Genomic DNA, 25,791 nt, shown 5'->3' with positions numbered 1-25,791 from the left:
GACATTACAATTTTCGTAAGTTTCTTCCCGTTTTTCGCTAATACGCTTCGCTTCGTCATTACATTCCTCACTGCAGGGTATCGCTACAACCGGGGCTAAAAGGCAATAATTGTGCTTTTCTTTTAAGGCTTTGGGTGCAGAACCGTAAGTTGTAAACCCGATATAAGCGGCAGCCCCGAAATGCAATGAGGGCTACAGCGGTTAGCGGGGCTAAACCCCGCCAAAAGTGTTTAACCTTTGATTTTCAATCTCTTATTTAACGATTAAAATCTTTCTTTTTTCATCCAATTGGCCATAAGGTTAAACCAATCTACATCAGAAGTTTTATTTTTTAAGCCAAAACCATGTCCGCCTTGTTCGTAGAGGTACAGTTCGCTTTTAACACCATTCTTTTTTAAAGCTTCGTTTAGCAAAATACTATTTGCAACCGGAACCGTTTTATCATCTTTAGCGTGAACCAGAAATGTTGGCGGTGTTTTTTTATTTACATTTTGATTAGCAGAAAAATAGTGCTTCAATTCCTCTTTCGGTTCCGGACCTAGTAAATTTTTCATAGTTCCGGTATGCACCGATTCTTCAAAACTTATTACCGGGTAAACCAAAACGGCAAAATCTGGTCGCAAGCTAAGCCTTTCTTTGTTCTCTATTTTGACATCATGGTAATGTGCTAGCAAAGTTGAGGCTAAATGTCCGCCGGCCGAGAAACCCATAATCCCGATTTTATTGCTCTTTATATGATAATTCTTAGCATTTTTTCTTACCAAATAAATGGCTTGTTGAACATCTTGCAAAAGTGCGTAGGTTTTATCAACCATAATTTCATCGCTAGGTAAACGATATTTTAGTACAATGGCTGTTACACCAATTTCATTAAATCTTTTAGCCACATTGTAACCTTCGTGGTCTATCGCTAAAATGCTGTAGCCACCACCCGGGCAAATAATTACGGCCGTACCAGTTGCCTTATCAGCGGGTGCTTCAAAAATAGTTATTGTAGGCTCGGTAACTTTGCTAATTCTTGATATTCCATCAGTTCCCTTTTGTATTACTTCGGCATAAGTAGAAGAAATTTTAGAACCCGGAACCGTACCGTTGTATAATGGAATGACTTCTTGTGCATTTAAATTTAACATCATCAACACACTTAAAATAAACAATAGGGAAAACTTTTTCATAAAAATAGATTTAAAACTCCATTAAATAAGCCTTTAAGAAACCATCAATATCGCCATCTAAAACGGCTTGCGGATTTGAAGTCTGGAAATTTGTGCGATGGTCTTTCACTCTTCTATCATCCAAAACGTAACTGCGTATTTGCGAACCCCATTCAATTTTTTTCTTCGAACCTTCTATTGCTGCAATTTCCTCGTTACGTTTACGCTGTTCAATCTCATAAAGTTGAGATTTTAATAAACGCAAAGCATTTTCCTTATTCTGTAATTGCGACCTTGACTCCTGGTTTTTGATGATAATACCAGAAGGTTTGTGGTATAAACGAACGGCAGTTTCTACCTTGTTAACGTTTTGACCACCTGCACCACCAGCTCTGAAAGTTTCAAATTCAACATCTGCAGGGTTAATGTAAATCTCTATGGTTTCATCTACCAAGGGATAAACATATACCGATGCAAAAGAAGTGTGCCTGCGGGCATTAGAATCAAATGGAGAAATTCTTACTAAACGGTGTACACCATTTTCGCCTTTCAAATATCCGTAAGAAAAATCGCCATCGAACTGTAGCGTTACAGATTTTATACCTGCAATATCACCTTCCTGACTATCTTGCTCGGTTATTTTATAGCCATTTTTTTCGCCCCACATCATGTACATACGCATAAGCATATATGCCCAGTCGCAACTTTCCGTACCGCCCGCACCAGCTGTAATCTGCAAAACTGCCGATAGCTGATCTTCTTTAGTACGAAGCATATTTTTCAGCTCCAGATCGGATACGATTTGTTTACTGCTTTCGAAAAGTTCTTCTAATTCTGCTTCTGTAGCATCTCCAGATTGAAAAAATTCAAACATCACCGCAGCATCTTCTACCGCACTGTTTGCATTTTCAAAACCGTCAGTCCATTTTTTCTTCGAACTGATTTCTGCAAGAATTTTTTCTGCTTTTTTTGGCTCGTCCCAGAAATCGGGCGCCATTGTTAATTTTTCTTCTTCGCGAATAGCGTAAAGTAATTCATCGACGTCAAAGATGCCTCCTCAGAGACGTTATTCTGTCTCTTAAATCCTGTATTTGTTCTTTAGTCATATGGCAAATATATAAATTAGCTTATTAGTAATTCGTTAATTAGCTAAATCTTATTCACACCTACTCTACATTGTGAGGCACGAAGCAATCTATTTCGGTATAGAGATTGCTTCGTGCCTCTCAATGACGAAATGGTTAAAATTAGCGTATCAGTAATATTCTAATTAATCAATTAGCTAATTCTTCTTCATCGCCATATAATCAAGCGTTAAGTTTGATAGAAGCTTAACACCCAAAACAAAACCACTTTCGTCCAAATAAAAATCAGGAGTATGATGTGATGCAGCCTTTAATGGATCTTTACCTTTTGGCATTCCTCCTAAGAACACAAATAAACCTGGAACCTTCTCTTGGAAGAAAGAAAAATCTTCGGCTCCTGTAACAGGTGGTTTAAGTTTTACATGTGCTGCTCCGGCAGTTGCTTGCATACTTGGAAGAATTTTTTCGGTTAAAGCAATATTATTAAAGGTTACAGGATAGTGATTACTGTATGGGATTTTAACTTCTGCCTTTCCGCCACCAGCTTCTGCTGTTTTTGTAGCAATCGTTTTAATTCTATCAATAAACATTGCTTCGTCTTCTTTGCTAAAATTACGAACCGTACCAAGCATTTCTACTTTTTCTGGGATAATATTAGAACGAACGCCGCCATTAATTGCGCCAATAGTTACCACTCCTGGATTTTCTGTAACATTTAAGTTTCTACTTACAATGGTCTGTAAGTTGTTTACAATCTGTGCAGAAATCACAACAGGATCGATACTGCTCCATGGATATGCACCATGAGCCTGACGACCAGTAACCGTAATTTTCATATCATTTACCGCAGCCATTGTTCCGCCCGGGCGATACGTTACATCTCCGGCTTCCGTTTGAGAATTGATATGCAAACCAAAAATTACATCAACCTTTGGATTTTCTAAAACGCCTTCTTTTATCATTAAAGCTGCTCCACCTTCCTCACCTGGAGAAACACCTTCTTCAGCGGGTTGAAAAATGAACTTTACGGTTCCGGCAATGTCTTTTTGCATTGAAGCGAGAACTTCAGCTACACCCATTAAAATTGCAACGTGGCTATCATGCCCGCAAGCATGCATTACGCCAACTTCTTGTCCGTTATATTGAGTTTTAACTTTTGAAGCAAAAGGTATATCTACTCTTTCTGTAACTGGCAAACCATCCATATCTGCTCTTAAAGCTACAACTGGTCCTGGCTTCCCACCTTTTAAAATCCCAACAACTCCGGTTTTTGCAACACCTGTAGTTACTTTAATACCTAAAGATTCGAGGTGTTTCGCTACAATTCCAGCTGTTCTGGTTTCACTATTACCCAATTCAGGGTGCTGATGAAAATCGCGACGCCAGGTAATTACCTTTTGCTCAATGGCATCAGCTTTTTTAGATACAGAAGCGTTTAAAGGGGTTTTCTGTGCAAAGAGTTGTTGTACAGAAATTAAAGTTAAAAACAGAATGTAGATTTTTTTCATATAGGGGATTTGAGTTTGAAAAGTAAAATGGCTTTGCTATTTGCAAAGCCATTATTTTAGTTAAATAAACCTTTTAATTTATCCATGATGCCACCAGATTCAGCTGTACCACCAGCTTTAGCCTGACCACCACCATTAAACATACCAATTACATCACTAACGTCAAATTTGCCATCAGCTCCGCCAGCCAAACTGCCTAAAACATCTTGAATGTTAAAAGAGCTGTCGCCTGGATCAGCAGTTTTTTTAGTTAGCTTACTTAAAATTACCGGAATAACCGTAGCGGCTAAGCTTTTAGCCGTTTCTGCATTAATGCCTAAACCAGCTAATTTATCTGTAAAGTTTCCTGCAGCCTGAGCAGTAACTTGCGAGCCTTCTGCATTGCCAGTATTAAAAATTTCTGCCAACCCACCTACATTGCCCGATGACAATTGGTTTTTCAAAGCATCAAAAATAGAACCTGAAGCCGCCTGAATTACTGCTTCATTTTGTTCATTAGGAACTGCGTTATTGTTTACTACACTTTCCTGTACGTTCTCTCGAACTAATTCACTCAAATTTTCTAACATAATATATTTAATTAATGTTTACAAAATAGGATGCTGTTATGTAGGAGATGTTAACTGCAAGTTACTTTCTTTAAAAGAAATAATGAAAAGATTTTTTTGCACAAAAAAAGGACAATTTTAAAAATTTGCTTTACTACTTTTACAAAAAACAAAATACTATGTTACCAAAAATAAATTTTACCGAAACGGAAGCCTACAAATATCTGGCTGATCATTTTATAAACATCAACGAGAAAAGCATTAAGGATTTATTTGCTGAAGATGAAGACCGCTTTTCTAAGTTCTCTTTATTTTTTGAAGACATTTTACTCGATTATAGTAAAAATAGAATAACAGAAGAAACCTTGGCTTTGCTTATTCAACTTGCTCGTGAGTGCAAATTGGATGAATCCATAAAATCGATGTTCGATGGTGATAAAATCAATGAAACTGAAGACCGCTCTGTTCTTCACATCGCTTTGCGTAACTTAAGTAACACTCCAATTTTAGTAGATGGTAAAGATGTAATGCCTGATGTAAATGCTGTTCTTGCTAAAATGGAAAAATTCAGCAACAGCATTATTAGCGGCGAGTGGAAAGGTTATACAGGCAAAGCAATAACTGATGTTGTAAATATTGGTATTGGCGGTTCGGATTTAGGTCCGGTAATGGTTACTGAAGCTTTAAAGCATTATAAAAATCACTTAAACATTCACTTTGTTTCTAATATCGATGGAACGCATATTGCGGAAACTTTATCTGGCTTAAACGCAGAAACAACTTTATTCTTAGTTGCATCTAAAACATTTACAACTCAAGAAACCATGACAAATGCACATTCTGCACGTTCTTGGTTTTTAGAAAAAGGTGGCAAGGAAGATGACATAGCTAAACATTTCGCAGCCTTATCTACAAATGCTAAAGATGTTTCGGCATTTGGTATTGATACTGAAAATATGTTTGAGTTTTGGGATTGGGTTGGCGGTCGTTACTCGTTATGGAGTGCAATCGGTTTATCGATTTCATTAAGTATTGGCTTTGATAACTTTAAGCAACTTCTTGCCGGTGCACATGCTGCTGACAATCATTTCAAAACCGCAGAATTTGAAAGCAATGTTCCTGTAATTTTAGGATTATTAGGTATTTGGTATATCAATTTTTATAATGCAGAAACTCAGGTTATTTTACCTTACGACCAATACATGCATCGCTTTGCAGCATATTTCCAACAAGGAGACATGGAGAGTAACGGAAAACATGTAGACAGAAATGGCAATGAAGTCGACTATGAAACCGGTCCGATTATTTGGGGTGAGCCTGGTACAAACGGACAACATGCTTTTTATCAGTTAATTCATCAGGGAACGAGAATAATTCCTGCTGATTTTATTGCACCTGCACAGAGTTTAAATCCACTTGGCGATCATCATCCTATTTTATTATCGAATTTCTTCGCTCAAACCGAAGCGTTAATGAATGGAAAAACTAATGAAGAAGTTTCATCAGAATTAAAAAAAGACGGTAAGAATGCAGATGAAATTGCCACACTGGCACCGTTTAAAGTTTTTGAAGGCAACAGACCAACAAACTCAATTTTATTAAAGAAAGTAACTCCATATACTTTAGGAAGTTTAGTTGCCATGTACGAACACAAAATTTTTGTTCAGGGTATTATATGGAACATTTTCAGTTTCGACCAATGGGGAGTTGAATTAGGTAAGCAGCTTGCAAAGAAAATTCTTCCTGAATTAGAAGGGAATGAAAAAGTTTCAAGTCACGACAGTTCTACCAATGGATTAATAAATCAATACAAAAACTGGAGATAATATTCTGATTAGATAAAAAAGCGAGTTAAAAACTCGCTTTTTTTGTGATTATTATATACTTTAGCCAAAATCCCCTATTTGTTTAGTTACAAGCTAAACAGTTATCAATATTATTTAATAACCATGAAATCAACAATAATTTGATTTCAAAAAACAAACTAATTATCTAATGAAAAAAAGATTTCTTTTTGCTCTTGCCATTTCCGGTTTGTGCTTTAGTGCTTCAGCTCAAAAAGTACAATTCACCGAATTTGATCTAGACAATGGATTGCATGTAATTTTACATCAAGACAAAACTGCACCAGTTGTAGCCGTATCGGTAATGTACCATGTTGGCTCTAAAGATGAAGAAACAGAACGAACTGGTTTTGCACATTTCTTTGAGCATTTATTATTTGAAGGCTCAAAAAACATAAAAAGAGGTGATTTCATGAAGCTAGTGAGCGGTAATGGCGGTCAAAATAATGCCAATACCTCACAAGATCGTACGTTTTACTACGAAGTTTTTCCATCAAACCAATTAGAGCTTGGTTTGTGGCTAGAAAGCGAACGCATGTTACATCCTGTTATTAGCGAAGAAGGCGTTAAAACCCAAAACGAAGTTGTAAAAGAAGAAAAACGTATGAGAATAGACAATTCTCCGTACGGAAAATTTACTGAAAAAATCTTTACCCACTTATTTGATGGTCATCCATACAGATGGCAACCAATTGGTTCGATGGAGCATTTAGATGCAGCAAAGCTTAATGAATTTATTGCTTTCTTTAAGAAATATTATGTTCCAAACAATGCAGTGTTAACCATTGCTGGTGATTTAGATGTAGAAAAAACTAAAGGCCTGGTAAAACAATATTTCGGCGAAGTGCCAAAAGGTGCTCCCGTTGTTAGAAAAGAAGTTGTATTACCTGAAATTAAAAAGCAGATTATCGATACCGCTTATGATGCAAATATTCAGATACCTGCAATTTTTGCCGCATACCGCGTACCGGGAATGAAAAGCAGAGAAAATAAGGTTTTAGGCATGATTAGCTCTATTTTATCAGGTGGTGGAAGTTCGAGGTTAAGCACCAAAATGGTTGATGAGAAAAAAACAGCCTTACAGGTAGCAGCGTTTAATTACACATTAGAAGACTACGGTGCATACATCACTTTGGCTTTACCAAATAAAAATACGCCACTCAGCGATTTATTAAAAGATATTGATGAAGAAGTTTTGCGTTTACAAACCGATTTAATTAGCGAAAGCGATTACAAAAAACTTCAAAATCAGTTTGAAAACAGTTATGTAAGTGCAAACAGCAGAATGCTTGGCATAGCCGAAAATTTAGCGAACGGTTATACCTTTCATAATAAGGATACGAACGATATTAATAAAGAACTTGATGTAATTAAATCGATTACCAGAGAGGAAATTAGAGATGTTGCAAAAAAATACCTGAATAAAGATCAACGTATTGTTTTGTATTATTTACCAAAAAAATAACTAAGGCTAAGTTTCATATTACATTATTTAAGACATGAAAAAATTATTCATAATAGCTGCAGTTTCCTTATTGGCTCAAGGCATTTCAGCACAAACAATAGATCGTAGCCAAAAACCAAAACCTGGTCCGGCACCAGTTATTACAATTGGCGACCCGGTTATTTATAAATTAGCGAACGGAATTACAGTTTTGGTTGTAGAAAACCATAAACTTCCAAAAGTAACTGCAAGCTACAGTATTGATGCAGGCCCAATTACAGAAGGCGCTAAAGCAGGTGTGGTTAGTTTGATGGGCAGTATGCTAAATGAGGGTACAACCTCAAAAACAAAAGCACAATTTGATGAGGCTGTTGACCAATTAGGCGCAAATGTTTCTGCAGGAGCATCTGGTGGTTCAGTTTCGGCATTAACACGTTATTTCGACCAGGCTTTTATGCTTATGGCAGAAAGTTTACGTAAACCATCCTTTCCGGCAGCATCATTCGAAAAACTTAAATCGCAAACATTAACTGGTTTAAAATCAAACGAAAAAAGTGCTAAAGCAATTTCTACAAGAGTTGTAAATGCACTTTCTTATGGTAAAAACCACCCAAGTGGAGAATTTACAACTGAAGCATCAATTAATGGACTTACTTTAAATGATGTTAAGGCTGTTTATACGAAATACATAACGCCATCAAGAGGTTATTTAACATTTGTTGGAGATATTAAACCAGAAGCAGCTAAAGCAATTGCTGAAAAAGCATTTGGCGATTGGAAAGGTACTGCATTAACACTGCCAACAGTAGCTAAAGTTAGCAATCCGGCTAAAACAGAGGTTAATGTAGTAAATGTTAGTAATGCTGTTCAATCTGAGATAACGGTTGCAAACCTGATTGATTTACCATTAACCAGCCCTGATTATTTTGCTGTTTTACTTGCAAATCAAATTTTAGGTGGTGGTTCTGAATCGAGATTATTTATGAACTTGCGTGAGAAACATAAGTTTACTTATGGTGCTTATTCTGGAACAGGTTCTGGTAGATTTCAGTCTAAATTCTCTGCAAATGCTGCTGTTAGAAATGAAAAAGTTGACAGTGCTGTTGTAGAATTTTTAAGGGAAATAAATAACATTCGTACAACTAAAGTAAGTGCCGAAGAACTTCAAAATGCTAAAAATCTATATAATGGTTCATTTGCATTAGGTTTAGAAAATCCTGCTCGTACAGCCGGTTTTGCAAGCAGCATTTTAATAAATGGTTTACCAAAAGATTTCTATCGTACGTATTTACAAAAAATAAATGCAGTTACTACCGATGATGTTTTACGTGTTTCGAAGAAATATTTTAACCATGATAATACCCGTATTATTATTGTTGGTAAAACTGATGTTTTTGTACCTGGTTTAACAAAGGCTGGCTTTACAGTTAAAGCTTTTGATAATTACGCTGCGCCTGTTACAGCTACATCTGGCACAACGGCAGCTCCTGCTAAATCAGCGCAAGAAGTTATTGGCAACTACGTTAAAGCAATTGGTGGTGAAGCAGCTTTGAAAAAAGTAACTGCATTACAGCAAACTGGTGAAATGGATATGCAAGGCAATAAACTTGCTGTGGCTTTTAAAAAGATGAATCCAAACATGAGCAGCATGGAAATTTCTATGATGGGCCAAACTGCAATGAAACAAACTTTTAACGGCACTTCTGGTTACCAGATGCAGATGGGCAAAAAAGCAGACATGACTGCTGAAGAAATTGCAGAAGCCAAAGCTGATAAAGGAATTTTCAATCAACTTTATTATGGAACTGATGGCAGTAAATTAGAAGCAGCCGGAACAGCTAAAGTTGGCAAAGCCGATGCTTATAAAATTGTTGTAACATCTGCTTCTGGCAAAAAGAAAACAGAATATTACGATACAACTTCTGGATTACTTTTAAAAGAGGAAAGCACAACAACTAAAGATGGTAACGAGATTACTCAAAGCACAGAATACACTGACTATAAAAAAGTAGGTGATGTTTTATTTCCTCATGCTATGACTCAAAGTGTACAAACTGCTAGAGGTGGGCAAGAATTTAATATTGTAATTAAAGAAGTTAAAATTAACCCAGCTTTACAAGCTGCTGATTTTAACTAAACGGTTATTTTACAACTCTTAGAGGCTGTAGCATAAATCAAATCTCTTTGAGCCTTGTCAGGTTGAGCTTGTCGAAACGCCGAAAATGGTATTTCAGCAAGTCCTTCGACAAGCTCAGGATGACAAATTGAATTTATGTTACAGTCTCTTTTTTTATGTCCTTTTTTGGCTCGAAATTGGTTATATTTATGTGGCCGTCTACATTATGGTTTTTCTTTTATGGAAAAAGCTTAATCCCAGCATCTATAAATTGTAATAAAACACATAGACAAATGAAAAGGATAAAAATATTTTTGAGTGTAATTTTTGCCATTGCTTTTACGCAGGCATATGCTCAAACCGATAAAGAAACTACAGCTAAAATTATAACAGACCAACGTTATACATTTAATGCAAACACAGCCTTACCCATGGCGAACAATGAAATAAATCAAATTTTAAGAAGTATGCCTGGAGCAATGGGTGGTGGAACCATTAATTTAACGGGTTCGCAATACGATTTAAAAGTTACTAAAGATAGTGTAGTAGCTTATTTACCTTACTATGGAAGAGCCTTTAATGCTCCTTATAACCCAACAGAAGGTGGCATTAAATTTAAATCTAAGGATTTTAGCTACAAGCTTTCCAAAAATAAAAAAGGCTCTTATACCGTAAATATTAGAACCAACGATTTAAAACAGGAAAATTATCAATTAACGCTAATGGTTTCGCAAAACGGATATGCCAACCTTTTTGTATTTAGCAATAACAAACAATCAATAAATTTTCAGGGTGATTTAGCGGAGCCTAAGAAGGACTAAACTGATTATTGCTATCAAATATTTTGGGCAAGTTGTTAATAACAACTTGCCCATTTTTTTTAGTGTTTTAAGATAGGCCTAAGTTATCTAAACCTGACAGGAGCGAACACGAGTGCAACGAAGTAAAGCGAATGGCAGGGCTTTCGAAACCTATGAAAACAGAACCTTGCTTTTCAAATAAATTTACTTTTTTGTAATCTGTATTTCGAAAATGTAAGGCCATTTTTTACCCGCAACGAAAAGCCTTTTAGTCACTTTATCATAAGCGATACCATTTAAAACATTATTCATCCTTTCGCCATCTGTTTTAAAATAAGATGGGGAGAATAGTCCAGTCAAATCGATTTTACCTTCAATTGCCCCGGTTTTAGGGTTAATAATTACGATATCATTTGTTAAATAGACATTAGCATATATTTTTCCATCAATGTATTCAAGTTCATTAATGCTGTCTCTTGGACCTTTATCATCGTAAACATCTATAGAGCCGATTTGCTTGTAGGTATTTTTATCTAAGAAATAAATGGTATTTGTACCGTCAGAGTTGAGGATTTTTTCGCCATCAAAAGCTAAACCCCAACCTGCTTGTCCGACTGAAAATGGAAACTGTTTAATTAATTTAAAGCTGTTTTTATCATACTCAAAAGCAGTTTTTTCATTCCAGGTAATTTGCAGTATTTTATTATTGATAACCGTAATACCTTCGCCAAAATATGCAGTATCTAATTTAACTTGTTGTAAGGTTTTGCCGCTTTTAACATCAACCTTTTTTAAGTAAGAATTGCTTTTTTCTCCGGTTCCTTCATAAAAGAAACCATTGTGGTATTCTAATCCTTCTACATACGCACTTGTATCATGTGGGAATTTCGCAATAACTTTGTAAGTGTACAAATCTGGTGCTTTTGCCGAAAGAATATTGATGTTGGTGGTTAAATCTTCAAATTCGCTACCGTTGTAAATCTTTGCAGTGATGATGTGATTGCCTAATTTTAAACCTTCGGTTTTTAGTTTCACCGCAGCGGTGTCACTTTTGGAAATGGCCTTTAAGGTATCAATTAAATAGACCACAGAATCTACTTGCTTTTCTTTACCGAAAAGAACTTTTACATCAAACTCATTACCCGATTTTACATTTAAACCGATAAGCGGAGATATAAAACTTCTATAGGTTGATGTTTCTTCTTTACAAGAGCTTGCAAAGCTAATTGCAACCGCAATAAAAAATAATGTTTTGATTTTGTTAATCTTCTGGCCAAAAAGCATCTTCAATATGGTTTAAAGTAAATGTATTATCTTTTTTAAAGGTTATAGCAATGATATCAAAACGGATATCGTTCTGATGATTCATGATTTCAATATACGCCAATGAACCCAATTCCATTTGTTTTTGTTTTCTTTTCTCAACAAAATCTTCTGGCTGACCAAATGCTACTGAAGTTCTGCTTTTAACTTCTACGAAAATCATTATTCCGTTTTTATACGCAATTAAATCTATCTCAGCTTTGCCATGAACCCAGTTTTCATCTAAAATTTCGTAATTATTTTCTTCAAGGTAAGCCTTGGCAATTTCTTCACCTTTTCGACCTAAATCGTTATGTATTGCCATAGTGAATTATTGAATAAGTGGATTATTGAATTTTGAATAATAGAATGTAGCAGCTTAATCATTAAATCCTATTTCTATTTAACAATTACAGAACCTAAGAATTTCGAAATTTCGCGTTCTACACTTTTTATCACTCCATACCTTTGCATTAAAATCATCTGGTTGTCGCCGTCTTTTTCTTCTTTAATTTCTTTTAGAAGTGATGTTAAAATTTTATCGACTTTGCGCTTTTTTAGATGAAATATTCCTCCTAATATAGTTGCTTTTAGATTCATTGATTCATCTTTTACGTAAATAAGATGCTTATTTAACCAATTTTCGCTTAAGGCATATGGCGAAGTTGATAAGTCGATAGCCAAATCAGCAATGGCTCTATCCTGATGTTTTATAAAGTGGTTAGCGGTAGGAAGCCTTCCATTATCGAGTTCTGCTTTATAAAACTCTGCAATTTGTTTACATACCGGATTATCAAACTCTACATCGGCCAAATTTTGTACGATGAAAGAGCCAATGTACATATCGTCAATTTTATCCCAGTTTACAAATTCATGTCCGTAGGCTAAAAGAAGTCGTATAATTTCTTTCTCTTGATTTTCATCATTCTCTACAGTTTGATTTGATGTAGATGGTCCGTTATCATCCCATAAATCATCTGGCGGGCCAAGCGGTTCTGGAGGACCCGAATTATAGTTATTTTGATTAGCACGCTGATTGCTTTCAAAAGTCTTTTTGCTTTTGGTAGCACGCATTTTATTCAGTTCGGAAAGTAAAATACTTTCTTCTATCTGCAATAAGCTACTACTCTCTCTAATAAATACAGAAGCTTTAATTGGATCTGGAATTTTGGCAATACTTTCTACAATATCGCGTATAATTCCTGCCCTTTTAATCGGATCAGTTCCTGCTTCTTTTAATAAAACATTTGCTTTGTAGAGGATAAAGTCTTTTCGGTTCTCCTCTATGTAAGTTTTAAATGCCCCCGCACCAACATGATGCATGTATGAATCTGGATCATGTCCATCAGGGAAAGAAACAATTTTAACGTTCAATCCTTCCTCCAAAATCATGTCCAATCCGCGTAGGGAGGCCTTTATACCGGCAGCATCTCCATCGAAAAGAATGGTTACATTTTGTGTAAAACGACCAATAAGTTTAATCTGCTCTACAGTTAGAGATGTTCCGGAAGATGCTACAACATTTTCTACTCCAGCCTGGTGCACAGAAAGTACATCTGCATAACCTTCGGCGAGGTAACAGTTATCTAAATCGCGTATGGCTTTTTTAGCATGAAATAAACCATATAATACATTCGATTTATGGTAGATTTCACTTTCGGGAGAATTTACGTATTTAGGAACATTTTTGTCAGTTTTTAACGTTCTACCGCCAAAACCAATTATTCTACCTGTAAAATTATGAATTGGAAACATTACACGACCGCGAAACCTATCGTAAATTTTTCCGTTATCGTTTTTAATTGATAAGCCTGTTTGCTCCAGAAATTCGAGTTTATGACCAGCATTTACAGCGCTTTGAGTCATTGCATCCCAAACATCTGGCGAGTAACCTACTTCAAATTTCTTTAAAATATCTTCTCTAAAACCACGCTCTTTGAAATAACTTAAACCTATGGTTTTACCTTCCTGGGTTTCCCAAAGTTGCTTTACAAAAAATGCTGAAGCAAACTGAGAAACAACGTAAAGACTTTCTTTAGCATTTTGTGCTTCAGTATCTTGAGGCGTAAGTTCTGTTTCCTCAACCTCGATATTATATTTATTGGCTAAAAACTTAAGTGCCTCTGGATAAGAATATTTCTCATGATCCATAATGAAGCGAACCGAATCGCCACCTTTACCACAGCCAAAGCATTTATAAATTCCCTTTGTTACCGAAACATGGAACGATGGTGTTTTCTCTCCATGAAAAGGGCAATTGCCAATTAAACTTGTTCCGCGTTTTTTTAAGTGTACGAAATCCCCAACTACCTCCTCAATACGGGCGGTATCCATTATCTTATCTATCGTTTCGCGGTTTATCATCTAGGTTGTACGTTTTAAGGGATAAGTTGTAGGTCTATCGACTTAATACTTATAACTTTTAACAATATAAAGGTCTATCTTTAAGTGATAAGTTTATAGGCTTACAGACCTACAACTTATAACCCATAACTTTTAACGTACTAAAGGCAATAATTGCGTTGCTACAAGTTTATTTCCTGTTTCGTTTAAGTGAACCCTGTCACCTGTTAAAATTCCTTTTTCTTTATCTTCAGAATTATTCTTTGCTTCATATTCAGCGAAGATTTTCCTTAAATCACAAAGTGGAAGATTATTTTTAGCTGCCAATTGTCTAATTCCTTCAGCATATTTATTCAAATCTGCATCAAGTTCGTTAGTACCATCTTTTTTCTCGCCTACAACGGAAGGAGTTACAACAACAACCTTACTTCCAGTAGCTTGAATTTTATTAATTAAAGCCTGATAAAATTTTAGAAATTTATCATAATCAGTTCCTGTATGAGATGATTGTTTATGCCAAACATCGTTGATACCAACATAAATTACAACCAAATCGGGTTTCTTGCTTAACACATCATCTTCTAAGCGTAGGTATAAATCATAAACCTTGTTGCCTCCTATTCCGGCACCCATAACAGTATATTTGGTAGAATCTAATGCTTTCTTAATTAGCGTAACATAACCATTGGCAGATACGCCTTGTTGTGTTATAGAATCACCAAAAAACACAATTCTTTTGGGCTTAAATGTCATAGAAGTTAAAATAATTATACACACTGAAAAAAATAGGGTGACTTTTAATGTGGCTCTCATAGTAGTATTTTTAAAATATTGGTTTTGGTTCTGTTATGTTTTCAACTGAAATAGAAAGTAAATTTATAATTGAAATATGATATTACAAAGTAACATCTTGGCTTTAGATGAGTATTGAGGTTCTAAAATTTAATTATGATTTATAACGCACCAAAACTTCTAGGTATTACGCTTTACATAACAATTAGAAGAAACCTTTATCTTTAGTGAAAAACCTACATTATTTTTTTTCTAGCTTGTAATCTTTATGCAGAATTAAAAAACTAGCTCTTTCTTCCTTTTTAAATGGATAATCCCAATTACCTTGATACGTAATTTTTGTAGGCAATTTATCTTCACCAAAATAACCCATTTCAATATTCATTTGTACATCAAAGTCAAAGAGCATGTTACTGTATTTCATATCAACATAACGACCTAGAATATTAAAATTTCGTTTATCAAAAATGGTTACCAATTCCTTAATCATCATTCCATCTTTTGTCCAGCTACTCAAATCAGGTTTTACAGAAACCTTAAAACGGTAAACCGGGATAGAATCAAGGTAAGTTCCACTGGTGAAACCATAATCGTAATACTGGCGCATATTAGCAGAAAAAATTTCGGTTTTACTGCCTATAAAAGGCACTTTTACTGGCCTACCAGGATTAAAAATTAAGGTTTTTAGTTTGCTTTTATAACTTTCGTTTGTGCCACCCTTTCCATCACCTGCGGGTGCATCTGGAACAAAGTCGGTGTTGTAGGCATTCATAAATATATAATCGAACATCTCAACAGTATATAACTGATATTTTCCGTTCTTTTTATACATTTTACCTTCATCTTGTTTTACAAGATATTCCATTCGGTAAGGACCAGTATTATTATGTTTTATTTTACGGTAAATCTTACCATCAACTTTATTCTTTTTATCGTAACTAAAAATGCGATTTTCGGCGATAAAGCTGTATCGCTTCATATCGCGAAACGACTGGTAAAAACTTGTATCATTGATAATCGCGTTGATGAAAGTTTCGATATTTAAGCGTTCTGCCTTAATGTTTACCGCACCAGAATCTAAGTTGATAGTTTTAACTGTATCAGGATTAAATCTATCGATAACCTGACTATAAGCCTGAGATATGAAGAGCGTTAGCGTTATTAATAAAATTATTTTTTTCATGTGGTGATGAATAGTCAAAAATGATGCCCCTTTGTTGGATGGAAGACGGAGGGTGGTAGATGGATAATGGAAGATGGATAATGGAAATTATGTTTAATTACAAATATATGCTACCTTCCATCTTACATCTCCCCTCTTACATCAACACCTAGTTTCCAAGTTGTTTAACAGCAATGTAAGCCATTAACCCAGTTGATAATTTCAACGCATCTTCGTCAATATCAAATTTTGGTGTATGTACGGAATGCATGGTATCTTTAGCAGCATTTCCGGTTCCTAAGCGATAAAAGCAAGCATCAGTTACCTGAGAATAGAAAGAAAAATCTTCCGCAGCCATCCAGATATCCAAATCAATAACGTTTTCTTTGCCCAGAAAGTCTTCTGCAAAACCTCTTGCATTTGCAGTTAGTTTCTCCTCATTGATTAAAAATGGATAACCTTTATGAATGTCAAAATCGCAACTTCCGCCCATGCTTTCGGCAATACCTTCTGCCATTTTCTTCATTCTTTTATGTGCCTCTGCACGCCAATCTTCATCTAAGGTTCTAAAAGTACCTTCAATTTTAACTTCATTTGGGATGATATTGGTTGCGCCATTAGCAGTTACTTTTCCAAAGGATAAAACCGATGGTAAACGTGGATCTGCATTTCTGCTAACAATTTGCTGCAGAGCGATAATAATGTGTGAAGCAATTAAAACAGGATCGATATTTTGGTGCGGCTGCGCCCCATGACCACCTTTTCCGGTTACCGTAACATATAGTTCATCAGTAGAAGCCATATAAATACCTGAACGGAAACCTACTTTACCAGACTCAATTAAAGGCATTACATGCTGCCCGACAATATACTGAGGCTTTGGATTTTCCAATACACCTTCTTTAATCATTATACTTGCTCCACCTGGCAACAATTCTTCAGCAGGCTGAAAAATTAATTTAATTGTACCACCAAACTCATCTTTTAGCTGATTAAGGATAAAAGCTGTTCCTAAAAGAGACGAGGTATGTACATCGTGCCCGCAAGCATGCATTACGCCATGGTTTTTAGAACGATATGGTTTATCATTATCTTCATGGATAGGAAGCGCATCCATATCTCCGCGAAGTGCAATAACTTTATCAGATGGCAAATTGCCTTTTATTAAACCAACTACGCCCGTATTAGCACAACTCGTAAACTCAATGCCCCACTTTGTGAGTTTATCTTTTACATATAATGAAGTTTCAAATTCTTTAAAAGATAATTCGGGATTGGCGTGTATATGGCGACGGTAACCTACAACATCATTGAAAATGGTTTCGGCTAGGTTTTTAATTTTATCTTTGATCATCAGTTGAGGTATCTAAAGTTGGTGCATTAATTTTTTCCCTGAAAATAAACAAGGTTGGGAAGTTTGGTCGAAGCTCGCTCATTAATCTTTGCGCTTCTAGTTTTGTTCTAAAATCGCCAACTCTTAAATAATAATTTGGCTCTTTATAAATGATATAGGTATTGATTTTGGGATAGCTGCTTTTAAAACGAGATTGTTGATTAAACATCTCACGCCTGTCAGACCCATAGAAAACCTGAACCCGATATCCATAACCCGAAACAATTGGCTTGTTCGTTTTTACTGTAACATCACCCCCGGTTCTGTAAACCTCTATTCGTTTTGCAATTAAGGTATCAATCAACGGATCTTTAATTACGTTTACTTCTCCTTTTTGTCCAAAGGAAGCTGAATAAAGAAATATGAAGAAGGTTATTGAGTAAAATATTTTCATGATGTTATGACATCGCTGGCGTTAAAAATGTTTTAAAACAAGAATGCCGAACTTTCTGCAAAATTCGGCATTCTTTATCGGTTGTGCAAATGCTAGTTTATATACTGCATTTCATTAAATAAATTTGAAATATTTATTTTTTTGGTTCAAGCTTAAATTCATAAACTTTCGGGTCATATTTCATCATGGCGCCTGTTGCAGCATCAATCGGGAAACCAAGGATGCCAATTACATTTAATACGGTTACCGGATTAAAGGTTGTAGTAGGTTGAAATGTTTTAGTTTCATAACCATTTAATTTAAAACTAACAGTTTGTCCTGTAAATCCTTTTTTAAGACTTACATCCATTGGCGTAACGCCAACTTTAATACCATCTACTTCAATATCAGCAGCAGGCGGATCTGTTTTAAAATTTACGGTTTGTTTTGTACCTGTAAAAACGGTAGCGCAGCTCGATAGCAGCAGTGTTGCCGAAACAGCAAAAATGTTAAAAATTCTTTTCATTTGTGTGTGTATTTGTGTGTCTTTAAATATATGCTAAATTCTTATAATTAAAAACTTAGTTATAAAGAAAAAGCCCTGACAATTGTCAAGGCTTTGATATTATTGGAGTTAAAATAATCTTACAAATTTGCTCCGTGGCAGTTTTTGTATTTCTTACCACTTCCACAAGGGCAAGGCTCGTTACGCCCAATTGCTGCTTCCTTACGAATTGGCTGTTGTGGAACTGCTTCACGAGTATCTCCAAATTCTACACCTGCTTGCTCTGTACCAAACTCCTGTTTAGTAGTTTGCAATTTTGGTTGTTTTACCGGAGCTGGCGCTTCTCTAACCTGATCTGGTTCTTGCTGAACCGGAATGCCGCCTTTATATAAGAAACTTACTACTTCTTTGTTAACTGCATTAAGCATGCTTTTGAACAAGTTGAAAGCTTCCATTTTGTAAATTACTAATGGATCTTTTTGCTCGTAAACTGCGTTTTGAACCGATTGTTTCAAATCGTCCATTTCGCGTAAATGCTCTTTCCAGCTATCATCAATTAAAGCAAGAACAATTGTTTTTTCGAATGCACGAACAACTTCTTTCCCTTTATTATCGATTGCTTTTTTCAAATCAACAGCAACCTGAATACCACGAATACCATCTGTAAAAGGAACAACAATTTGCTCGATATGCTCTCCACGTTCTTCAAAAACCTGCTTTAAAACCGGCATTGATTGCTCAATAATTGCATCAGATTTGCGAGCGTAGAAAGTTTCTGCCTCTTCAAAAAGTTTTTCAGTTAATGTTGCAATGTTTGATGATGAGAATTCTTTTTCAGTGATTGCAGAATCTAAAGAAAAGTTTTTAATTACTTCTAACTTGAAACCTTCGTAATTTGATTCTTCTTTATATTCCGTTACGATATCTTCAGCCACATCATAAACCATGTTATTCATATCAACATCTAAACGCTCGCCAAATAATGCGTTTTTACGTTTAGAATAAATAACTGTACGTTGCGAGTTCATTACATCATCATACTCTAACAAACGCTTACGAATACCAAAGTTGTTTTCTTCTACTTTCTTTTGAGCACGTTCGATAGATTTAGTAATCATAGAGTGTTGAATCACTTCTCCATCTTCAATACCCATACGAACCATAATGCTTGAAATTCTTTCTGAACCGAATAAACGCATTAAGTTATCTTCTAATGATACGAAGAACTGAGATGAACCTGGATCTCCCTGACGACCAGCACGACCACGTAACTGTCTGTCAACACGACGAGATTCGTGACGCTCGGTACCAACAATAGCTAAACCTCCGGCTTCTTTAACGCCCGCTCCTAATTTAATATCCGTACCACGACCAGCCATGTTAGTTGCAATAGTTACCTGACCAGCTTGACCAGCTTCGGCAACAATATCTGCCTCTTTCTGGTGCATTTTAGCATTTAATACATTATGTTTAATTCCACGAAGTTTAAGCATACGGCTTAATAATTCTGAAATCTCAACTGAAGTTGTACCAACCAATACTGGTCTGCCAGCTTCTGTTAATTTTACAATTTCATCAGCAACAGCGTTGTATTTTTCGCGAACCGTACGATAAACATAATCTTGTTCATCTCTTCTGGAAATATTTCTATTTGTAGGAATTTCTACAACATCTAATTTATAGATAGACCAAAACTCACCTGCTTCTGTTGTTGCTGTACCCGTCATACCGCAAAGTTTGTGGTACATACGGAAATAGTTTTGCAAGGTTACAGTTGCATAAGTTTGAGTTGCATCCTCAACTTTTACATTTTCTTTAGCCTCAATTGCCTGGTGTAAACCATCAGAGTAACGGCGACCGTCCATAATACGACCAGTCTGCTCATCAACAATTTTAATTTTTCCTTCATCGATGATGTACTCAACATCAATTTCGAATAAAGTATAAGCTTTTAATAACTGGTTAACCGAGTGAATACGTTCTGCTTTTACAGAGTAATCACGCATTAGGGCATCTTTAGTTATTACCTTTTCATCCAATGGCAAATCAGATTTCTCCAATTCGGCAACTTCAGTACCTACATCAGGCAATACAAAGAAATGAGGATCTTCACCCGATTGAGTAATTAACTCGATACCTTTTTCTGTTAATTCTACCTGGTTATTTTTTTCATCGATATAGAAGAACAATTCAGAATCTACCTTAGGCATATTCTTAGACTGATCTGCCATGTAGTAGTTCTCTGTTTTCAACAACAAACCACGAACACCGCTTTCACTTAAGAATTTAATTAAAGCTTTGTTTTTTGGCAAACCCCGATAAGCACGTAATAATGCTAAACCACCTTCTCCTTCTTCAGTTCCAGAGTTACCTGCGTTAATTAATTTTTTAGCTTCATTTAATGCTTGAGAAACATAAGCTTTTTGAGCATTAACCAAACGTTCGATACGTGGTTTCAACTCATAAAATTCATGCTGGTCGCCATGAGGAATTGGACCTGAAATAATTAATGGTGTACGAGCATCATCAATTAAAACTGAATCGACCTCATCAACCATTGCAAAGTGAGGTTTACGTTGCACCAACTGATCTGGTGTTTGCGACATATTGTCACGTAAATAATCGAAACCAAATTCATTATTTGTACCGTAAGTAATTCCAGAAGCATACGCTTTTCTTCGTTCTTCAGAATTTGGTTCGTGTTTATCAATACAGTCTACACTAATTCCGTGGAACTCAAATAAAGGACCATTCCACTCACTATCACGACGGGCTAAGTAATCATTCACAGTAACGATGTGAACACCTTCGCCAGCTAAAGCGTTTAAGTATGCCGGAAGCGTACTTACTAAGGTTTTACCCTCACCAGTAGCCATCTCAGCAATTTTACCGCTGTGCAATACAATACCACCAATTAACTGTACATCGTAATGAACCATGTTCCAAACCACTTCAGTTCCGGCAGCATCCCAACGATTAGCCCATTGCGCTTTATCGCCAACAATTTTAACATTGCTTTTACGTGCTGCGTAATCTCTATCAAATTGGGTTGCAGTAACTTCTAAATAATCGTTTTCACTTAAACGACGAGAAGTTTCTTTTACCACAGCAAATGCTTCTGGTAAAATCTCCAGCAATACCTTTTCCAATTCTGCATCACGGTCTTTTCCTAAAGCATCTACTTGCTCATATAAAGCAGTTTTTTGATGAAGTTCTAAATCTTCATTTTCTGCCTCAGCTTTAAGTGTTGAAATTTTACCGTCAATACTTTCTAAAAAAGCAGAAATTCTACCTTTAAATTCTATTGTTTTTGCACGCAATTCATCATTGCTTATTGAAGATAACTTTGCGTATTCTTCATTTATTTTTACAACCAGCGGCTGTATGCTTTTTATATCTCTTTCTGATTTACTTCCGAAAACCTTCGCTAAAAATCCTAACATTATATTTTAATTGGTATTTATTATAAAAAATGGTGTGTTACAACAACCAAGCCATAGCTTTTTGCAAGTCATTTTGGCTGTTAATTGTATAAATTATGAAAGATCTTGAATAAGATCTGTTTATAGAAGAAGTTAAGGACTATTGTTTTTAGGCTTTTTCCTAATTGTTAAATCAGCAATAATATGATTTACATTTACATATTTAGCTGTTTTAACTGGAGTTTGAGTTCCGGTTAAAGCTAGGCTACTGTAAGAAAGTAAATAAGGATTGCGGTCTTCGTTAAGCTGAACAGAGCTTTGACCTGAAGAATTAACACTGATATTATGCTCGTTGCAATATTCATTTAATATCCTAAGCCCTTCAACACGTTCGGCTTTTGCCAAATGTGTTAAGCTAAAAAATACTAAAGATATGGTAACTAGGTGTTTCATTAATTAGCGGCAAAGCTAGGTTTATTCTTCTATAAAATGAAATTTCATAGCGTCAAAAACTGTACCTCATTTTAAATTCGAGTTTCTAAATCAAAGTTGAATAAAAACCTTTAGGTTATTAAAACTCTAAACGTTTGTTCATTTAACGTTTCAGATTATCTGTTTGTCGATACATTCGTTACGCATTTTATTTTTCTATGCACCTTTATATCAGCAGGTAACAAAACATAAATAACCAATGGAAAGAAAGAATTTTATCAGGAGTTTAATGGTCGGGGCAATCTCAACTCCAGTAATTATCGAGGCTTGTAAAAAAACAAGTATGAGTGATGGCTCTACATCTGGTTCGGGCAGCGCTGGTACAACAACCAGTACAAATGGAACATGTACCGTTGCACCTACAGAAACTGAAGGTCCGTTTCCAACTAAAGTTCCCGCTTCTTACGTTAGAAGCGATATTACTGATGGGCGAAGCGGATACAAAATGACGGCTAAAATTACAATCGGCAATATAAATAACAGTTGTGCAGCTTTAGCTGGAGCAATTGTAGATATTTGGCATTGCGACGCTGAAGGAAATTATTCTGAATATGGAGGAACAGGTATGCAAAGCACAAATTATCAATCGGTTCACTTTTTACGTGGTAGACAGGTAACCGATGCAAACGGATTGGTAACTTTTACGAGTATTTTCCCAGGATGGTACACTGGTCGTGCAACTCATATCCATGTTCATGTTTACAATGCAGCGGGTGTTTCTTTAAATGTAACACAAATTGCTTTTCCTGAAGGTTCTGGCACATCGGTTGCTTTAGTTAACGGTTATACAAAAGGTTTAAGCGGTTATACCTATAATAATGCCGATAACGTTTTTACTGATGATAAAACCGGTGTGCAGATAGCAGCCGTTACAGGTACACTTACTGCTGGTTTCGACTTAACATTTAAGCTAAATGTAAAAGCATAAGATTTATAATTGTTTGCTTATTTTTATGTGGCGTTAAGATTTATTTCTTGACGCTTTTTTATGCCTAAATCATGTCAGAAAAAATAATAATACTTTGCTACCGAAAAATAATTGATGTTACAAATGTTAACCCCTGGGATAAATTTGTACATGAAGATAGTTTCGCTGAATTTAAAATGCAGGCTCAGTTTTATAATCAAGAAAACAAATACAGTTCTTTTTCTCAGTTGTTGATAAATGCGCCCGGAGCTGAAAAACTTCATTTCTTGGTAGGTGGTGCAATTATAGGTTATATTCAGCAGCTGAAAACTATTATACCTGATGTACTGGATAATTTAGGCAGACGTTTTTTAACCTTTGAAAATTTTAAGTTCGAAATTATTAATTCGGATATTAATGATATTGAAAAACATAAAATTGCAGTAAACTTTTTTTCAAAACCTTTAGTTTTGCACGAGGTTATTGGAGAACATTTGCTAATATCGCAGTTTACAGAAAATAAGAGCGAAGAGGTTTTCACAAATCTATTTAAGCTACAGCCTTTTGTAAGTATTCACTCCATAAAAAATTTAAAATAGTGGAAAAACCCGGTAAAATTTATTTAGCAGATCAACGTGGATTAATTGAAAATTCGAGCATTAGAAGATATAGCACATTCAACTTTGAAAGTTTTTTTAATGAGCACAAGACAGCTTTCCAAAATCTATTTATTTTTAATGATGATTCTGTTGCTGCAGGAAAACTTAATTTTTATTTAGCTAAAGAAAACTCCTTACATTTATTTATGCCAATTACCGGAGGCATTGATATTGTAGCCAAAAACAATGAATTTTCTGTTGAAACTGGGCAAGTACAATTGTTAAGTTTGGAAAAAGGTGAAGTTTTAGAAATCAGCAATCCTTATAAAAGTGATGTTATCAACTATCTTCATTTGGGAATTATTAATGATTTTGCCTTAGTAAAAGACCAATTATTTTCTTTTGATTTCGATAAAAATCCAAATAAATTAATTGATATAATTTCTGGATATAAATTTCCTTTTAAACTTACAGCAGGCATTTTTGCTGGTCGTGAAGAAGCGAATTATAAGCTGCAAGAAAAATCAAATAGTCTTTTCACTTTTATTATTGATGGAGCATTTGAAATTGAAGGAAGGTTGATGCATGCCCGTGATGGACTTGCGCTATGGGATACAGAAGATGTGGAATTTGAAGCCCTTAGCAACAATGCAATTGTAGTTAATTTGGAATTATTCGTTTGATTTAGCTGGAATATTTTGGCATAATTTTAATACGCTGGGTTGCGTTAGGGATTGCAAGGGTTCAGTACCAATTTTTCATTGGTACCGTAGCGCAGCGAAGCCCTGAAAAGCCCGACCCTTTCCCGATTTTAGCTTCTACAAGAATATTTTATTGCTAGCTTAAATTGTCTCACAAGCTTTATCTGGATTGGGGAACGCCCAAATAAAAATCAATGAAAACAGAGTTGATGGAAGTTCAAAATCACGCAAATGGTCTGTGGAGACACAGACCATGGCATTGAGCAAAAAAAATTTGAAAGGATTTCTCCACTTCGACCGAAATGACGACTATCTTTACTTAAAAACTACTTCGGTTGCACCGTAACCAAACTTTTCTTTCCTGGCGTCCATATATGTTTTAATGTGTGGATTCTTGCTTATCAGTTTATGAATTTTATCTCTCAAGGTTCCGTTTCCTAAACCGTGTATAAAAATCATTTTATCAAAATGATGAACAATTGCGGCATCCAAAGCATTTTGAAAATGTGATAATTGAATTTGCAATATTTCATCGGGTGCTAAAAAATGATGATCATCTCTAAGTTTTTCGATGTGAAGATCAATTTCTTGATTTGGAACATCAACAACACGTTTTTCTGATGGCGATTTAAAGAAACTTTCCTTTAATTTTTGCGGGTCGATATTTACCGAAGCGAGTTCATCCAGACGAATTAACCAGCCTTTCTGCTTTAAATTAGGTAAATCTCTTTGCTCAGAACTGAAATCCTTTGCTCTGAATTTTTTTATGATTACGAGTGGCTCTAAAGGTTTAACATCAGCTTTGCTGAACACTAAAAATTGAAAGGTAAATTCTGGCCAGATATCTAATTCGGATAATGAAGCAGAGTGTATCAATATGGATTGGAAACTTTGCATAATACCATGATAAATACCAGCATACTTTTCCTTTCTTTCAGAGCTCAAACTGATAAGTAATGTATTTGGAGTTTGATTTTGCAAGTGAAAATGAACAACGCTTCCAGCTTTTCCATCAGCAGCCACCGCAACATAAATACCATTCTCAATTTTATTGAGTGACGGAACATTAACCTGAATGGGTTTTGGTGCATCTTGCTCTTTGGCAACAACGCCATGACCATGAACTGAAGTTAAATTGCTTATGGCAACAGGGATTTCAAATCCATCCTCATCGGTTACACCTAAAGTTTGTGCATCAATTATTTTTGTAACATAGCCTTCACGTTTTTCATCTACAAAACGTACAAAATCACCAAGATTAAACTTCATATTAAGATATTTCTGAAAAACCATCCAAGAAC

Annotated in this window: 22 protein-coding genes; 7 read left to right on the top strand and 15 right to left on the bottom strand. The window is 35.4% G+C overall.

Translation table 11 applies throughout. The annotated features are described in order from the left end of the window. Positions 1-263 precede the first annotated feature (263 nt). From ACO05K_RS19345 to ACO05K_RS19330, 4 genes are all read right to left on the bottom strand, one after another. A complete protein-coding gene (locus ACO05K_RS19345; RefSeq protein WP_421946044.1) occupies positions 264-1,175 on the bottom strand; it encodes an alpha/beta hydrolase in 912 nt (303 codons plus the stop codon). A gap of 10 nt (positions 1,176-1,185) precedes the next feature. Beyond that, positions 1,186-2,260 (bottom strand): peptide chain release factor 2 gene (gene prfB, locus ACO05K_RS19340; RefSeq protein ID WP_421946043.1). Its coding sequence is split into 2 segments (ribosomal slippage): positions 1,186-2,199 and positions 2,201-2,260, totalling 1,074 coding nucleotides; the frame shifts between segments, so codons are not numbered across the junction. Positions 2,261-2,436: 176 nt separating this feature from the next. Next, positions 2,437-3,747: an amidohydrolase gene (locus ACO05K_RS19335; protein ID WP_421946042.1), complete on the bottom strand. Its 1,311-nt coding sequence runs from the start codon at positions 3,745-3,747 to the stop codon at positions 2,437-2,439. Positions 3,748-3,803: 56 nt separating this feature from the next. Continuing rightward, complete coding sequence (locus ACO05K_RS19330; protein WP_421946041.1) at positions 3,804-4,316, bottom strand: hypothetical protein; 513 nt, start codon at positions 4,314-4,316, stop codon at positions 3,804-3,806. A gap of 158 nt (positions 4,317-4,474) precedes the next feature. On the opposite strand from ACO05K_RS19330, the gene pgi reads away from it, so the two are divergent. The 4 genes from pgi to ACO05K_RS19310 all read left to right on the top strand — a co-directional run bounded on the left by pgi (position 4,475) and on the right by ACO05K_RS19310 (position 10,520). After that, positions 4,475-6,121, top strand: a complete 1,647-nt coding sequence (pgi, locus tag ACO05K_RS19325) for a glucose-6-phosphate isomerase (RefSeq protein ID WP_421946040.1) — start codon at positions 4,475-4,477, stop codon at positions 6,119-6,121. Positions 6,122-6,290: 169 nt separating this feature from the next. After that, on the top strand, positions 6,291-7,604 hold the full coding sequence (locus tag ACO05K_RS19320) for a M16 family metallopeptidase (protein ID WP_421946039.1): 1,314 nt from the start codon (positions 6,291-6,293) through the stop codon (positions 7,602-7,604). A gap of 34 nt (positions 7,605-7,638) precedes the next feature. Then, positions 7,639-9,720 carry a M16 family metallopeptidase gene (locus ACO05K_RS19315; RefSeq protein ID WP_421946038.1) on the top strand — a complete coding sequence of 694 codons (2,082 nt, stop codon included), beginning with the start codon at positions 7,639-7,641 and terminating at the stop codon, positions 9,718-9,720. Between the two features lie 272 nt (positions 9,721-9,992). Continuing rightward, positions 9,993-10,520 carry a DUF4251 domain-containing protein gene (locus ACO05K_RS19310; protein ID WP_421946037.1) on the top strand — a complete coding sequence of 176 codons (528 nt, stop codon included), beginning with the start codon at positions 9,993-9,995 and terminating at the stop codon, positions 10,518-10,520. Between the two features lie 183 nt (positions 10,521-10,703). Here the strand turns inward: ACO05K_RS19310 and ACO05K_RS19305 are convergent, their stop codons facing one another. From ACO05K_RS19305 to ACO05K_RS19260, 10 genes are all read right to left on the bottom strand, one after another. Continuing rightward, on the bottom strand, positions 10,704-11,783 hold the full coding sequence (locus tag ACO05K_RS19305) for a glutaminyl-peptide cyclotransferase (RefSeq protein WP_421946036.1): 1,080 nt from the start codon (positions 11,781-11,783) through the stop codon (positions 10,704-10,706). Beyond that, positions 11,761-12,126: a YraN family protein gene (locus ACO05K_RS19300; protein WP_421946035.1), complete on the bottom strand. Its 366-nt coding sequence runs from the start codon at positions 12,124-12,126 to the stop codon at positions 11,761-11,763. Before ACO05K_RS19300 ends, ACO05K_RS19305 begins: the two co-directional genes overlap by 23 nt. A gap of 74 nt (positions 12,127-12,200) precedes the next feature. Then, positions 12,201-14,165: a DNA primase gene (dnaG, locus tag ACO05K_RS19295; protein ID WP_421946034.1), complete on the bottom strand. Its 1,965-nt coding sequence runs from the start codon at positions 14,163-14,165 to the stop codon at positions 12,201-12,203. Between the two features lie 132 nt (positions 14,166-14,297). After that, positions 14,298-14,897, bottom strand: coding sequence for an SGNH/GDSL hydrolase family protein (locus ACO05K_RS19290; RefSeq protein WP_421946033.1), 600 nt, complete (start codon positions 14,895-14,897; stop codon positions 14,298-14,300). 280 nt (positions 14,898-15,177) lie between these two features. Next, positions 15,178-16,119: a hypothetical protein gene (locus ACO05K_RS19285; protein WP_421946032.1), complete on the bottom strand. Its 942-nt coding sequence runs from the start codon at positions 16,117-16,119 to the stop codon at positions 15,178-15,180. A 148-nt stretch (positions 16,120-16,267) separates the two neighbouring features. Beyond that, positions 16,268-17,452, bottom strand: a complete 1,185-nt coding sequence (locus tag ACO05K_RS19280; protein WP_421946031.1) for a M20 metallopeptidase family protein — start codon at positions 17,450-17,452, stop codon at positions 16,268-16,270. After that, a complete protein-coding gene (locus ACO05K_RS19275; RefSeq protein WP_421946030.1) occupies positions 17,439-17,885 on the bottom strand; it encodes an SPOR domain-containing protein in 447 nt (148 codons plus the stop codon). Before ACO05K_RS19275 ends, ACO05K_RS19280 begins: the two co-directional genes overlap by 14 nt. Positions 17,886-18,018: 133 nt before the next feature. After that, positions 18,019-18,390 (bottom strand): PEGA domain-containing protein, encoded by a 372-nt coding sequence (locus ACO05K_RS19270; protein ID WP_421946029.1) that lies wholly within the window; start codon positions 18,388-18,390, stop codon positions 18,019-18,021. Between the two features lie 119 nt (positions 18,391-18,509). Beyond that, on the bottom strand, positions 18,510-21,812 hold the full coding sequence (gene secA, locus ACO05K_RS19265; protein WP_421946028.1) for a preprotein translocase subunit SecA: 3,303 nt from the start codon (positions 21,810-21,812) through the stop codon (positions 18,510-18,512). Positions 21,813-21,944: 132 nt separating this feature from the next. After that, entirely contained in the window at positions 21,945-22,244 is a 300-nt protein-coding gene (locus ACO05K_RS19260) for a hypothetical protein (RefSeq protein WP_421946027.1), read from the bottom strand. Positions 22,245-22,482: 238 nt separating this feature from the next. Here ACO05K_RS19260 and ACO05K_RS19255 point away from each other — a divergent pair, with 238 nt between their 5' ends. From ACO05K_RS19255 to ACO05K_RS19245, 3 genes are all read left to right on the top strand, one after another. After that, entirely contained in the window at positions 22,483-23,211 is a 729-nt protein-coding gene (locus ACO05K_RS19255) for an intradiol ring-cleavage dioxygenase (RefSeq protein ID WP_421946026.1), read from the top strand. A gap of 71 nt (positions 23,212-23,282) precedes the next feature. Continuing rightward, on the top strand, positions 23,283-23,789 hold the full coding sequence (locus ACO05K_RS19250; protein WP_421946025.1) for a hypothetical protein: 507 nt from the start codon (positions 23,283-23,285) through the stop codon (positions 23,787-23,789). Continuing rightward, positions 23,789-24,472: a hypothetical protein gene (locus ACO05K_RS19245; RefSeq protein ID WP_421946024.1), complete on the top strand. Its 684-nt coding sequence runs from the start codon at positions 23,789-23,791 to the stop codon at positions 24,470-24,472. Before ACO05K_RS19250 ends, ACO05K_RS19245 begins: the two co-directional genes overlap by 1 nt. Positions 24,473-24,805: 333 nt before the next feature. Here the strand turns inward: ACO05K_RS19245 and ACO05K_RS19240 are convergent, their stop codons facing one another. Then, positions 24,806-25,759 carry a Smr/MutS family protein gene (locus ACO05K_RS19240; RefSeq protein WP_421946023.1) on the bottom strand — a complete coding sequence of 318 codons (954 nt, stop codon included), beginning with the start codon at positions 25,757-25,759 and terminating at the stop codon, positions 24,806-24,808. Positions 25,760-25,791 lie beyond the last annotated feature (32 nt).

Origin of the sequence: Pedobacter sp. (assembly GCF_965227205.1) — a bacterium.
In the GTDB taxonomy this organism is placed as follows: Bacteria; Bacteroidota; Bacteroidia; order Sphingobacteriales; family Sphingobacteriaceae; genus Pedobacter.
Note: the sequence above shows the minus strand (reverse complement) of the source record. Positions and strands in the feature narration are given on the sequence as shown.

Bases quoted from the DNA above. Each gene is read 5' to 3' on its own strand.
- ACO05K_RS19345 (WP_421946044.1), bottom strand. From the start codon at position 1,175: ATGAAAAAGTTTTCCCTATTGTTTATTTTAAGTGTGTTGATGATGTTA.
- ACO05K_RS19335 (WP_421946042.1), bottom strand. From the start codon at position 3,747: ATGAAAAAAATCTACATTCTGTTTTTAACTTTAATTTCTGTACAACAA.
- ACO05K_RS19330 (WP_421946041.1), bottom strand. From the start codon at position 4,316: ATGTTAGAAAATTTGAGTGAATTAGTTCGAGAGAACGTACAGGAAAGT.
- pgi (WP_421946040.1), top strand. From the start codon at position 4,475: ATGTTACCAAAAATAAATTTTACCGAAACGGAAGCCTACAAATATCTG.
- ACO05K_RS19320 (WP_421946039.1), top strand. From the start codon at position 6,291: ATGAAAAAAAGATTTCTTTTTGCTCTTGCCATTTCCGGTTTGTGCTTT.
- ACO05K_RS19315 (WP_421946038.1), top strand. From the start codon at position 7,639: ATGAAAAAATTATTCATAATAGCTGCAGTTTCCTTATTGGCTCAAGGC.
- ACO05K_RS19310 (WP_421946037.1), top strand. From the start codon at position 9,993: ATGAAAAGGATAAAAATATTTTTGAGTGTAATTTTTGCCATTGCTTTT.
- ACO05K_RS19305 (WP_421946036.1), bottom strand. From the start codon at position 11,783: ATGCTTTTTGGCCAGAAGATTAACAAAATCAAAACATTATTTTTTATT.
- ACO05K_RS19300 (WP_421946035.1), bottom strand. From the start codon at position 12,126: ATGGCAATACATAACGATTTAGGTCGAAAAGGTGAAGAAATTGCCAAG.
- dnaG (WP_421946034.1), bottom strand. From the start codon at position 14,165: ATGATAAACCGCGAAACGATAGATAAGATAATGGATACCGCCCGTATT.
- ACO05K_RS19290 (WP_421946033.1), bottom strand. From the start codon at position 14,897: ATGACATTTAAGCCCAAAAGAATTGTGTTTTTTGGTGATTCTATAACA.
- ACO05K_RS19285 (WP_421946032.1), bottom strand. From the start codon at position 16,119: ATGAAAAAAATAATTTTATTAATAACGCTAACGCTCTTCATATCTCAG.
- ACO05K_RS19280 (WP_421946031.1), bottom strand. From the start codon at position 17,452: ATGATCAAAGATAAAATTAAAAACCTAGCCGAAACCATTTTCAATGAT.
- ACO05K_RS19275 (WP_421946030.1), bottom strand. From the start codon at position 17,885: ATGAAAATATTTTACTCAATAACCTTCTTCATATTTCTTTATTCAGCT.
- ACO05K_RS19270 (WP_421946029.1), bottom strand. From the start codon at position 18,390: ATGAAAAGAATTTTTAACATTTTTGCTGTTTCGGCAACACTGCTGCTA.
- secA (WP_421946028.1), bottom strand. From the start codon at position 21,812: ATGTTAGGATTTTTAGCGAAGGTTTTCGGAAGTAAATCAGAAAGAGAT.
- ACO05K_RS19260 (WP_421946027.1), bottom strand. From the start codon at position 22,244: ATGAAACACCTAGTTACCATATCTTTAGTATTTTTTAGCTTAACACAT.
- ACO05K_RS19255 (WP_421946026.1), top strand. From the start codon at position 22,483: ATGGAAAGAAAGAATTTTATCAGGAGTTTAATGGTCGGGGCAATCTCA.
- ACO05K_RS19250 (WP_421946025.1), top strand. From the start codon at position 23,283: ATGTCAGAAAAAATAATAATACTTTGCTACCGAAAAATAATTGATGTT.
- ACO05K_RS19240 (WP_421946023.1), bottom strand. From the start codon at position 25,759: ATGAAGTTTAATCTTGGTGATTTTGTACGTTTTGTAGATGAAAAACGT.